11 protein-coding genes are annotated in these 11790 nt (G+C 65.5%); 5 read left to right on the top strand and 6 right to left on the bottom strand.

Annotated elements, in window-relative coordinates; genetic code table 11:
* Positions 1–16: 16 nt before the first annotated feature.
* From FHX72_RS15620 to FHX72_RS15595, 6 genes are all read right to left on the bottom strand, one after another.
* Entirely contained in the window at positions 17–1231 is a 1215-nt protein-coding gene (locus FHX72_RS15620; RefSeq protein ID WP_183626305.1) for a Gfo/Idh/MocA family protein, read from the bottom strand.
* A 192-nt stretch (positions 1232–1423) separates the two neighbouring features.
* Positions 1424–2161 (bottom strand): IclR family transcriptional regulator, encoded by a 738-nt coding sequence (locus FHX72_RS15615; RefSeq protein ID WP_183626303.1) that lies wholly within the window; start codon positions 2159–2161, stop codon positions 1424–1426.
* Positions 2158–2934 carry an IclR family transcriptional regulator gene (locus tag FHX72_RS15610; RefSeq protein ID WP_183626301.1) on the bottom strand — a complete coding sequence of 259 codons (777 nt, stop codon included), beginning with the start codon at positions 2932–2934 and terminating at the stop codon, positions 2158–2160. The genes FHX72_RS15615 and FHX72_RS15610 overlap by 4 nt, the downstream gene beginning before the upstream one ends.
* A 130-nt stretch (positions 2935–3064) precedes the next feature.
* A complete protein-coding gene (locus FHX72_RS15605) occupies positions 3065–4075 on the bottom strand; it encodes a 1-phosphofructokinase family hexose kinase (RefSeq protein WP_183626299.1) in 1011 nt (336 codons plus the stop codon).
* Positions 4076–4083: 8 nt separating this feature from the next.
* Positions 4084–5019 (bottom strand): transketolase family protein, encoded by a 936-nt coding sequence (locus FHX72_RS15600; RefSeq protein WP_183626298.1) that lies wholly within the window; start codon positions 5017–5019, stop codon positions 4084–4086.
* A complete protein-coding gene (locus FHX72_RS15595; protein ID WP_183626296.1) occupies positions 5016–5903 on the bottom strand; it encodes a transketolase in 888 nt (295 codons plus the stop codon). Before FHX72_RS15595 ends, FHX72_RS15600 begins: the two co-directional genes overlap by 4 nt.
* Before the next feature lie 195 nt (positions 5904–6098).
* Here FHX72_RS15595 and FHX72_RS15590 point away from each other — a divergent pair, with 195 nt between their 5' ends.
* The 5 genes from FHX72_RS15590 (at position 6099) to FHX72_RS15570 (ending at position 11768) form a co-directional block, all read left to right on the top strand.
* Positions 6099–7613: a sugar ABC transporter ATP-binding protein gene (locus tag FHX72_RS15590; protein ID WP_183626294.1), complete on the top strand. Its 1515-nt coding sequence runs from the start codon at positions 6099–6101 to the stop codon at positions 7611–7613.
* On the top strand, positions 7600–8553 hold the full coding sequence (locus FHX72_RS15585) for an ABC transporter permease (protein ID WP_183626292.1): 954 nt from the start codon (positions 7600–7602) through the stop codon (positions 8551–8553). The genes FHX72_RS15590 and FHX72_RS15585 overlap by 14 nt, the downstream gene beginning before the upstream one ends.
* 65 nt (positions 8554–8618) lie before the next feature.
* Positions 8619–9578, top strand: a complete 960-nt coding sequence (locus tag FHX72_RS15580) for a sugar ABC transporter substrate-binding protein (RefSeq protein WP_183626290.1) — start codon at positions 8619–8621, stop codon at positions 9576–9578.
* Between the two features lie 62 nt (positions 9579–9640).
* Entirely contained in the window at positions 9641–10690 is a 1050-nt protein-coding gene (locus FHX72_RS15575) for a tartrate dehydrogenase (RefSeq protein WP_183626288.1), read from the top strand.
* Between the two features lie 46 nt (positions 10691–10736).
* On the top strand, positions 10737–11768 hold the full coding sequence (locus FHX72_RS15570) for a zinc-dependent alcohol dehydrogenase (RefSeq protein WP_221186991.1): 1032 nt from the start codon (positions 10737–10739) through the stop codon (positions 11766–11768).
* Positions 11769–11790: the final 22 nt, after the last annotated feature.

Genomic DNA, 11790 nt, shown 5'->3' with positions numbered 1-11790 from the left:
GGTCTCGTGGGAGCGATTAGGCGCTGACGGGTGCGAGGGCGCCGCGCACGGCTGAGTTGGTGCCTGGTTCGATGTCGAGGTCGACCCACTGGCCGTTCGCGGCGGAGGTTTCGACGGCGTCGAGGACGCGAGCGGATGCGACGCCGTCGTGGATGTTGGCAGCGCGGGGGGTGCCGTCGAGGAACGTCTGCAGGAACTTGGCCGCTTCAATGACCTTGAGGTCGTCGTAGCCCATGCCCGTGCCGGAGCTGGGCTGGAATCGCGCGAACTCCGGGAAGTGCGAGTTGGCGAAGACCGTGGTGTATCCCACGAAGGGCCCGTCGTTGGTCGTCGAGACTTCGAGCTCGTTCATGCGGGCGAAGTTCCAGCGCACGGCTCCCTTGGTGCCGTTGATCTCGAAGGCGTACTCGGAGGAGGAGCCGACGGCGATACGCGACGCCTCGAGCATCCCGAGTGCGCCCGCCGCGACGGCGTCGTCGCGGAAGCGGATAAGGAGGTTCGCGTAGTCCTCGTTCTCGACGGGGAGGAGTCCCTCGCCGCGGCCGGGGAGCGCTGGGCGCTCGGTGATGTACGTGCCGGTTGTGCCGGAGACGCTCGCGATAGGGCCAAGGACGTGGTGGACCAGGTCGACGAGGTGGCCCATCAGGTCGCCGAGCACGCCGGAGCCGGACGCTGAGCGCACGAAGCGCCAGGCGAGCGGGTCGCTCGGGTCTGCCGAGAATCCGCCGAAGAAGCGGCCTCGGACGTTCGTGATGGTGCCGAGGTGCCCCTCTGCGATGAGCTGCTTGGCGAGCTCGACGGCGGGCACATGACGGTAGTTGAAGCCGATGCAGGAAGCGACGCCTGCCGCCTCGACGGCGTCGGCGATGGATGCTGTCTCCGTGCCGCTGCGGCCGGCGGGCTTCTCGAGCCAGATCGCCTTGCCCGCCTTCGCGGCTGCGATGGCGGCCTCGGCGTGGAGGAAGTTCGGGGCGCAGATCGAGACCACGTCGACTTCCGGATTCGCGAGCACTTCGTGGAAGTCGGCGGTGCTCGTCTCGTAGCCGAGGACGTCCTCAGCCTCTCGGCGTCCGGATTCGAGCGTGTCGGCTGCGATCACGAGCCGGGGGCGGATGCCGAGTTCCGGGTAGCGGTGGTGCAGCGCTGAGTACGCGCGGCTGTGCAGGCGGCCCATCCACCCGACGCTGATGAGGCCGACGCCGATGGTCGTGGGGGTCGTGGACGTTGCCATGTTCTCTCCTCTGTGGGGCTGGTGCTCAGCCGCGCTGTCTCTCGCGCCCGGGGCTCCTGTGCCCACACTGAGCGGCGCTGCTCGCAAGATCTGGCATTACTTTCTCATACTTCGGACGACTCGTCCACTTTTGTTTTCGGCACGAGAAATCGCCTCCCGTGCGGGGTGATCGACTCAGGTGACTACCGCGGTTCAGGAAGCGGCGAGCGTCTCTTCGAGGTGCTGCGCCGCCGTCTTCAGAGAGTCGAGGTAGGCGTCGCGACTGCTGCGCACGGCGGGCGCGAAGCCCGCGACGGAGACACACGCTACGACTGTCCCCGATGGGTCTCGCACGGGAACCGCGAGTGCTCCGACGCCGACGGTCACCTCGCCTGCTGTCTCCGCGTAGCCGCTCTCACGGATGCGATCGAGTTCGCCGACGAGAGTTTCGACGTCTGGCGTGGTCGGGGGCGTGAGCGCATCGGATCGCACGTAGTCGTGGACGTCTGTGGCGTAGGCGAGCAGGACCCGACCTGCGACCGGCGCGTGCAGGGGGAGCGTGCGTCCGGGGCGGAGCAGCAGAATCGCGAAGTCGCGCCCCTGCGCCCACTCGACGCACATCGCCTCGTCGCCCGAGCGCACGCTGAGGTAGGCCGTCAGATGCGTCTCAGAAGCCAGGTCGAGCAGGATGCGGTCGGCGCCTTCCCATTCGCGCATCGTCGCGCGTGCGGCGTCCGCGAGCTGCAGGCAACGCGGCCCAAGCCCGATCGTGCCGTCAGTGCGGGGTTCCACGAGGCTGATAGCGGCGAGGCCGTCGACCAGCCGGTAGACGCTGGGGCGGGGGATTCCGGTGCGGTCGGCGATCTCGGCGTGGTTGAGCGCGCCATCCTGGGCGAGGAGCTGGATGACTGCATCGGCGTTGGCGAGGACCTTGGGGGCCGGCTTGTTCATGAGCGTGCGCTCTCCTCGGGCGTTGGGCGGTAGCCGAGCTCTTCGCTCGCGGCCGAGGCGGCGTCTGCGACGAGGCGCTCGATGTCGGCGCGATGCTCGATCAGCTGTTCGCGGAGGCCGCTCACCGAGAGAGCGCCTTCGAGTTCGCCACGGTGATTGAACACTGGCGCGCCGATCGCCGCGATGCCCGGAGTCACATCCTCATCGGACCAGGCGAGTCCGCGCGTGCGAGCTTCGTCGAGCCTCGTCGTCAGCGTCGTTCGCGCTATCTCGGTCGTGGCGAGGTTCGCGACGAGCTCCTCGCGTTCCTGCTCAGGGCTATTGGCGAGCAGCGCGATGGGCGCGCCTCCCCGGTCGAGCGGGAGCGAATCACCGATTCGCATACTGAGCGATCGCACGCCCTTGCCGTCGTAGCGATCGATGCACACGGCGCCCGTGCTGCGGAGCACGCAGAGGAATGACGTCAGCCGCGTTGCCTTCTGCAGTTCACGCAGAGCGTTCTCGCTGGCCTGTCGGATGTTGATCTGGTCTTCGAGGTATGAGCCGAGTCGAAGGAACGACGCAGAGACGCGGAACGTTCCACGCTCGTGGCCCTTGTCGACCCAGCCGACGCGCACGAGCTGCGCCAGCAGACGGTACGTCGACGAGACAGGTTCGCCTACATGTTCGGCGATGCCCGCGGCGGTGAGGTCGCCTTGGGTTTCGAGTGTCGTCAGCACCGAGCCGGCTTTGGCGAGGATGGCCATGCCTCCAGAGGTCGTGTCATCGCTCATTTCGCGATTTTCTCACAGCGCGGACCGCGCGGTCAGAATTTTGAACCGTGGGGGAGCGCCAGTGGCCCTTTTGGATAAAAGAAGCGCTCTCCCACGGCTCAGCTTGTGTTCGCCCAGGCCGTAGCTGATGTCAGGCGATGGCGAGATCTCGGTCGGGGGTTCGAAGGTCGACGTCGACCTCCGAGACCGTGTTGGGGTCGATGGTGGGCGCGGATGTCTCACAGGCGGCCCGCCCCCAGCGGACCGCGGAGGTGAGCGCCAACCCGAGTCGGCTTGCGCCGCCCTCTCCCTGCCAGGTCGAGAGGAGCCCGGCGAGGGCCGCGTCGCCTGCTCCTGTCGTGTTGACGACTCGCGCGGGCCTGGTGCTCGCCCAGAGCTGCTCGTTGCCGGTGATCAGCAGGGCTCCCGCCGCGCCGAGGCTGACGAGTACCGTCTCCACACCGCGGTCGAGGAGTCGCTGACCGGCTTCGCAGGCCTCACCAACGGTGGCGACCGACGAACCCACGGCTTCTTCCAGCTCGTGCACGTTGGGCGCGACGAGGCTCGGAATCGCGCCCTGCTGCATCCACTTCGCCAGGACAAGTCCGGGTGAATCGAGGCAGATGCGAGCATTGGTGTCCCTCGCGATCTCGAGCAGGGCGTTCGGGTCGAGAGGGGCACCGCCCGTGTCAGGCACGGTGCCTCCCAGCACGATCCAGTCGGGCGATGCCTGGTCGCTTGCATCCCGGACCGCCGCGTACAGACTCCGCCAGTCGCGCGAGGTCAGCGGGTTGGCGGCCTGATTGACGTTCGTGGTCTGGCCGTCGCCCGCGATCACGATCGTGTTGACGCGTGTCGCCTGGTGCACGGGCACCACTCGGAACATCGCCGCGTCTTCGACGTATTCCAGGGCGTCCTCGAAGTTCAGCGGGGCGACTGCGACGACCGTGTTCCCCGCTGCCCGGAGGTCGCGCGCCAGGTTCACACCGTTGCCTGCGATGTGCGCCTCGACGCTGCTCGCACGGTTGACGCGGTCGGCCTTGAGTTCGTCGACACGGTAGACGCGATCGATCGAGGGGGCAGGGGTCAGCGTGACGACACGAGACCTCCTGCCGTGCGTCTCGTTCGGACGTGCCTCGGTGTGCGTGGCGACAAGCGACATGACGTCGTCTACGCCACGGGAGCCGGGAGTGCGGCTTCGATGCTCTCGGCGACACGTTCGGCCGAGAGGCCGTATTTGTCGAGCAGGAAGTCGTTCGGGGCAGACTCCGACCAGCGGTCTTCGAGGCCAATGCGAGTCACTCGGGTAGTACCGCGCTCGGCGACGATCTCGGAGACCAGGCCGCCGAGGCCGCCGATTCGGCTGTGCTCCTCGACCGTGATGACGTGCGACTCGTCGTCGATGAGTGCAAGCAGCGCGTCCTCGTCGAGCGGTTTGATGGTCGCGAGGTGGATGACGCGTGCCTCGATTCCCCGCGCGCTGAGCAGCTCGGCTGCATCCACCGTGCGTGAGGTCTGCACGCCCGTCGAGATGAGCGTGACATCGCTGCCCTCGCGAACCACTCGCGGCTTGCCGAGCTTGAAGGTGAAGGTCTCGTCGAAGACTGGCGTGACCGCATCCCGGGCGAACCGGGCATAGACGGGGCCAGGGTGCGTCGAGGCCCAGCGGACGACGGCCGCGGCCTCGTATTCGTCGGCGGGGGCGATGACCGTCATGTTGGGCATGGCCCGCATGATCGCGAGGTCCTCGATGTCCTGGTGGGTCTTGCCGCTGGAACCGTTGAGCAGGCCGGAGTACGCAGCCGCGATCCGCACTGGCGCCTTTGTCTGCGAGACGAGCATGCGGATCTGATCGGCCGCTCGATGCGTCAGGAACACGCCGAACGTGGACAGCCAGGGGCGGTAGCCGAGGGTCGACATTCCGAATGCCATGCCGACCATGTTCTGCTCGGCGATGCCGACCTGGATGAAGGCATCCGGCTGCTCGGACGCGACGATGTCGGCCCGAGTGGATGTTGCGAGGTCGCCGTCGAGGACCACGAGGGTCTCATCGGTCGCGGCCAGTTCGGCGAGGGTCTCGCCCCACACCACACGCTGTGCTTTCATCGCTGGGAGTCCTCTACGTTCAGCTCGCCGCGGGCGAGGTCGAGTTGTTCCGGGGTGGCGACACCGTTGTGCCACTTGTACGTTCCGGAGGTGAATGAGACGCCGTGTCCCTTGGTGGTGTTCGCGATGATGACGGTCGGCTTGCCGTCGTTCCCGCGGCGCTGCTCGACCTTGTCGTAGGTCGCGAGGATCGCATCGAAGTCGTGACCGTCGACGGTCTCGGCGTTCCACCCGAAGCCGCGGAAAACAGCCTCGAGATCGACGTGGCCCATCGGCTCGCTGCGATCGAAGCGGTCGGTGTCGGCCGCCGGCCAGCCGTACTGCTGCAGGCCGTTGAGGTCGATGATGAGCGTCAGGTTGTCAAGGCCGAAGCGGGGTGCGGAGATGACGGTCTCCCACACCATGCCCTCTTCGATCTCCCCGTCGCCCACCATGACCCACGTGTGGAAGTCCTTGCCGAGGCGCTTCGCGGCGAGAGCCATGCCCGCGCCTGAGGCGAGACCCTGGCCGAGCGAACCGGTCGAGGAGTCGACGCCCGGCGTGAGCAGCATGTCGGGGTGGCCCTGCAGGCGGGAATCTCCGTGGTCGAAGCTGAGGAGCTCCTCTTCGGGGAAGTAACCACGGAGTGCGAGTACCGAGTACAGGCCGATCGCGGAGTGGCCCTTGGAGAGGATGAATCGGTCGCGGTCCGGGTCCTGGGGCTGCGCCGGGTCGATGCGGAGCTGGCGGAAGTACAGCGCCACCAGCAGGTCGGTGGCGGACAGCGGCCCGCCGATGTGGCCGGCCTTGCTCGAGGCCACGGTGTTCAGGATGTGCCAGCGCGCTCGTCGGGCGACGGCGTCCAGCTCTGTTTCCTCGGCGGTGAGGATCTCAGTTGGAGACATGGGGTAACCCCTCGGTTCGTCGTTCAGGTCAGTCGAAAGTATCACCTGACGAACAAACTGTCTAGAAATTGATATTCAAGATCCAGCCCCTTGTCTCGCTTGAGTAACAAGTTGTTCGTTTCGCGAGAAAAAGTTTTGACTTGCCGACGTTCATGTTGTTACATACACCTCGTCCCACGATGCAAAGGTGCACCCATGAGCGAGACCCTTCTGGAGCTCGAGAACATCTCGAAGTCCTTCCCCGGCGTTCGAGTGCTCGACGACGTCTCCGTCGCCGTGCACGCTGGGGAGGTTCACTCGTTGATGGGAGAGAACGGGGCCGGGAAATCGACGCTCATGAAGATCCTCATGGGGATCTACAAGCCAGACGCCGGAACGATCACGATCAACGGCGAAGCGGTCGTCGTCGATGGCCCGCGCGACGCCCTCGACCGTGGCGTCGCGATGATCCATCAGGAACTCAACCCCGTCCTCGACCAGACGGTCTACGAGAACATCTACCTCGGCAGGGAGATCCGAGGGTTCGCGGGTCTCTACGACGCCACCCGCATGCGCGCACAGACGGATGAGCTCCTCCAGCGACTCGGCATCGCCATCGATGCGAACCGCATCATGCGCACGCTGTCCGTCGCCCAAATGCAGCTTGTCGAGATCGCCAAGGCCATCGCACTCGAGAGCCGGGTCATCATCATGGATGAGCCGACCTCGGCGATCACGGAGAGCGACGTGGAAGTGCTCTTTCACCACATCGCGCAGCTCCGCTCGTCTGGGGTCGGCATCATCTACATCTCGCACAAGATGGACGAGATCTTCCGCATCTCCGACACCATCTCCGTGCTGAGAGACGGCAAGCTGATCCGCACGGACAAGGTCTCTGCCTACGACGAGTCGACCCTGATCTCCCTCATGGTCGGGCGCGAGCTCGCCGAGTCGTTCCCCAAGCGTGAGGTCGAGATCGGCGAGACCGTCCTTGAAGTCAGTGGCTGGGAGAGCCCACCTCTTGTCCGCGACGTCAGCCTGAGCCTTCGTCGAGGCGAGGTGCTCGGCCTCGCGGGACTCGTCGGCGCGGGCCGTAGCGAGTTCGTGGAATCGCTCTTCGGCATACGTCCCGGAAGCGGGTCCGCGCCCGTCCGCATCAATGGCAAGGACGTACGCATTCGCCGACCTAAGGATGCGATTGCCCACGGACTGGCGCTCGTCACTGAAGACAGGAAGGTCACGGGCCTGAATCTCGAAGGCTCTGTTGCCGAGAACATCACCATCGTCAACCTGGCCAAGCTCTTTCCCTCCGGCATCGTTTCCGGCCGAACCGAGAACCGCATCGCGGACGGTTACATCGAACAGCTCCGCATCAAGACACCGAGACGCGAGCAGCTCGTCTCTCGCCTCTCTGGTGGTAATCAGCAGAAGGTCGTACTCGCGAAGTGGCTGCTCACCCAACCGCAGATCATCATCTTCGACGAACCGACCCGAGGCATCGACATCGGGGCGAAATATGACGTCTACACGTTGATCGGTGACCTCGTCGCCGCTGGCCGCTCCGTGATCCTCATCTCCTCTGAGATGAGCGAGCTCATGGGCCTGAGCGATCGCATCCATGTGCTTGCCGAAGGGCGCCTCACCGGCACGCTCGACCGACCCGAGTTCTCGCAGGAGCGCATCCTCGAGCTCGCCTCACAGTTTGGAAACACGACCAATGAAGATCGCTGAACGCCGTCTCAACTTGAACATCAAGGACGCCGGTCTGGCGGTGATCTTCGTCGTCTTAATCGTCGGGCTCACCATCGCCTCGCCAAACGCTTCGTTCCTGAGCGTCAACAACATTCTTCTCGTCCTGATCCAGACGTCCATCAACGGGATCCTCGCGATGGGAATGATGTACGTCATCATCTCCGGTCAGATCGACCTCTCGATCGGCTCGACGGTGGGCCTGGCGGGTGTCTCCGCAGCGCTCTTCGCTCATCCGGGCGAGTTTCCGATCTTCGTGCCGATCCTTGTCGGGGTCGCCGTTGGAGCCATCGTCGGTCTCGCGAACGGCATCGGTGTCGCCTACGGTGCGATTCCCTCGTTCATCGTCACGCTCGGGTCGCTGACAGCGGTCCGCGGACTCGCCCTCATGGTGTCGGGCGGTGCACCGATCTCCGACCTCAGCCCTGAATTCCGCGAACTCGCCTCCGGGCGTCCGTTCGGTGTTCCCGCCCTGGCCATCTATTTCGTGATCATCGCCATCATCGCCGGTCTGGTGCTGCGCAAGACGGTTTTCGGGCGCAGGATCTATGCGCTCGGCGGCAACCCGCAGGCGGCGGAAGTCTCCGGCATCAACGTCAAGCGGCTCGCCGTCGCTCCCTTCCTCATCGCCGGCACGCTCGCGGGCCTGTGCGGCGTGCTCCTCGCGTCGCGTACCTTCACCGGTTCGCCAACGGCGGGGGCCTCCTACGAGCTCGACGCGATCGCCGCAGTCGTCATCGGCGGCGTCAGCATGGCCGGGGGTCGGGGGCGAGCAACAGGCGTTGTCATCGGTGCCCTCATGATCGCCGTCATTGCCAACGGCCTCGACATCCTCGGCATCGATTCGAACGCGCAGATGCTCATCAAGGGCGCGATCATCGTGCTCGCAGTGCTCATCGACGTCAAGACAAGGCGGAAGTGACCTCGCGAGATCACGAGGCCATCCGCACCGACCACCCGCATCCGCGGGCCCAGAAAGGATCAACAATGAACAAGCAGCGAGTACTGCGCTTCTCGGTGGCTATGGCAGCCGCGAGTGCGCTTCTTTTGACCGGATGTGCGAACACAGGTGAGAGCGGGGATGGTGCAGGCGGAGGAGAGAACGGCCGAATCGCACTGGCGATGAGCCACATGTCCAACGAGTTCGTGAAGACCGTAGCGGAGGCCGCTCAAGCGAAGGGCGAGGAGCTCGGCTACGAGGTTGTGGTGTTCGATGGCGCCCAGGACGCGTCCACGCAGGTCGGCCAGATTGAGCAGGCTGTCTCTCAGGGCTACGCCGGGATCCTCGTCGAACCCGTCTCCAAGGACGGCGTCGTCCCAGGGCTGATCGCCGCGAACGATGCAGGTATTCCCATCGCCACGATCGTGCAGCAGGCGCAGGACCAGTCTCTCGCGGCCGCGTACGTCGGCGGCGACGAGGAAAAAGCCGGAGAGCTGCAGATGACCGAGGCTATCGAGGCGATCGGAGGCTCTGGCGAGATCGCCCTCCTGTACGGGCCCATGGGCAGCGACGCGCAGCTCGCACGCAAGGCCGGCTATGACCTGGCGCTCGAGAAGAACCCCGGCGTGACCATCGCTTTCGAGCAGACGGGCAACTGGGTGACGGCCGAGGCCCTCGAACTCACCGAGAACTGGCTGTCCACGGGGACAGCGCTCAAGGGGATCGTCGCGCAGAACGATGGAATGGCAGTCGGAGCTGCGCAGGCGGTGACCAACGCGGGAAAGACGGGTGAGATCCCTGTCTTCGGTATCGACGCGACAGCGGATGGTGTCGCCGCGATCAACGACGGATCGCTCGCCGGTACGGTCTCGCAGGACACCGCCGGGATCGGCGAGCTCGGCGTGGAGACGATCGTGAAGGTCATCAACGGTGAGCAGGTTGAGTCGGAAGTTCTCACAGAAGCAACCTGGATCACCAAGGAGAACGTCGACACTCTCGGCAGCTAGCCTCCACGTTGGCCTACGCCGAATGGCGTAGGCCAACGCAATCCGACGGAGAGAAGATCTTGATGCACACATACTCAGTCGCGCTCATTCCCGGAGACGGCATCGGCGTCGATGTCGTAGAGGCCGCGCTCGAGCCCCTCCGGGCTGTCGCCGACAAGCGCGGGTTCCAGATCTCAACCACGGCGTTCGATTGGTCGTGTGAGCGCTACGAGGTGACCGGCTCGATGATGCCGGAGGACGGTCTCGAGCAGCTGCGGCCGCACGACGCGATCCTGCTCGGTGCTGTCGGCTGGCCCGCGCGCGTTCCCGACAACGTCTCCCTGCATGGTCTCCTGCTCCCCATCCGCAAAGGCTTCGATCTGTACGTCAACATGCGACCGCACCGGCTCCTGCCGGGGATCACCGGTCCGCTGCGCAAGAGCGAGTTCGACATACTGTGTATCCGCGAGAACACGGAGGGGGAGTACTCGGGCGCTGGCGGCCGCGTGCACGTCGGGGACTCCTCGGAGGTGGCCGTCGAAACTGCGATCTTCACGCGCAAGTCGGTCGAGCGGATCCTTCGGTACGGCTTCGAGCAAGCCAGGACTCGATCCGGACGCCTCGCATCCGTCACCAAGTCGAACGCGCAGCAGTACTCGATGGTCTTCTGGGACGACGTGACCCGAGAGCTCGCCGCCGAGTACCCGGACGTCGAGGTGACCAGCTACCACGTCGACGCGATCGCGGCCCGGATGATCACGCACCCTGAGACGCTCGACGTCGTCGTGGCCTCGAACCTGTTCGGCGACATCCTGACTGACATCGGGGCCGCGATTCAGGGCGGTCTGGGCTTCGCCGCGTCGGCGAACATCAACCCGCTTGGCGGCGTGCCCTCGATGTTCGAGCCCGTGCACGGGTCCGCGCCGGATATCGCAGGGAAAGGCCTTGCGAACCCGATCGCGACGATCTGGGCAGCGGCGCAGATGCTGGAACACCTCGGTGAAAAAGTCGCGGCCGATGACCTGATCTCGGCGATCTCGCGAGTGACAGCGACGGCCGAGCGGCTGACTCCCGACTGCGGGGGTCGCGGCACGACGGTCAGCGTGGCTCGGGACATCGCGAATGCCCTGTGAGCACCACCCCACTTCCAAGCACTTTCTCGATTGAGGAGCCCCTCCGATGACCAGTACTCTCCAGCAGACCGAGGCTCGCATGCGCGCTGTCGTCAAGACAGGAGCTGGTGCTGAGGCCGTCCGGGTTTCAGACGTATCGGTGCCGGCCGTGGACGAGGGGCTTGTGCGTGTCCGTGTGACTGCGACCGGGATCTGCGGCACGGACGTGCACGTCGCCCACGACCAATACGCGCATGAGGCTCCCGTCGTGATGGGTCACGAGATCGCCGGCATCGTCGACACCGTCGGCGAAGGTGTCGACGAGGTGTGGCTGGGGCGCGCGGTCGCCTGCGAGACCTACTTCTCTGTGTGCGAAGCCTGCCGCTGGTGCAGGGAGGGGCGTCGCAACCTCTGCCCGCAGCGGCGTTCGCTCGGCTCGTATGAGAATGGTGGCTTCGCGGAGTTCGTGGTGCTTCCCGCACGCAACCTTCACGCCCTCCCTGATTGGCTCCCCGCCGAGGCCGGGGCGCTCGCGGAACCGCTCGCCTGCGTGACGCAGTGCTTGCTGGATCCTGCTGTGATCCAAGTCGGCGACCGAGTCCTCGTGACCGGCCCGGGAGCCATGGGGCAGCTTGCTGGCCAGGTCGCCAAGGCGATGGGCGGAGTCGTTACAGTCGCCGGTCTCGAACGTGACAGCGATCGCCTGGCGGTTGCCGAGGGGCTGGGGCTGAACGTCACGACGTCGCCTGTTCAGGACGAAGCCTTCGACGTCGTTCTGGAGTGCTCGGGAAGCGGCCCGGGCGCCTCAGCTGCGCTCGCAGCAGCGCGACGAGGAGGTCGCTACGTGCAGGTCGGTATCTTCGGAAAGGATGTGCAGCTCCCGTTCGATCAGGTCCTCTACAAGGAGCTCAGCGTCAGCAGTGGCTTCGCTTCCACTCCGAAGTCATGGACGTCGGCCATGAGATTGATCGAGCAGGGCCGCATCGAGCTTGTCCCGCTCATCACGAAGCGAGTCGCGCTGTCTGACTTCGCCTCTGCGCTCCAGGCGGCCGAGCGTGGTGAAGGCCTCAAGACGATCGTGCTGCCCGACCTGCGCTAGCGCAGGCTGGGTGCATCCGCCT

Origin of the sequence: Pseudoclavibacter helvolus (genome assembly GCF_014191305.1) — a bacterium.
GTDB classification, from domain to species: Bacteria; Actinomycetota; Actinomycetes; order Actinomycetales; family Microbacteriaceae; genus Pseudoclavibacter; species Pseudoclavibacter helvolus.
This window is presented reverse-complemented; position numbering and strand designations above follow the sequence as displayed.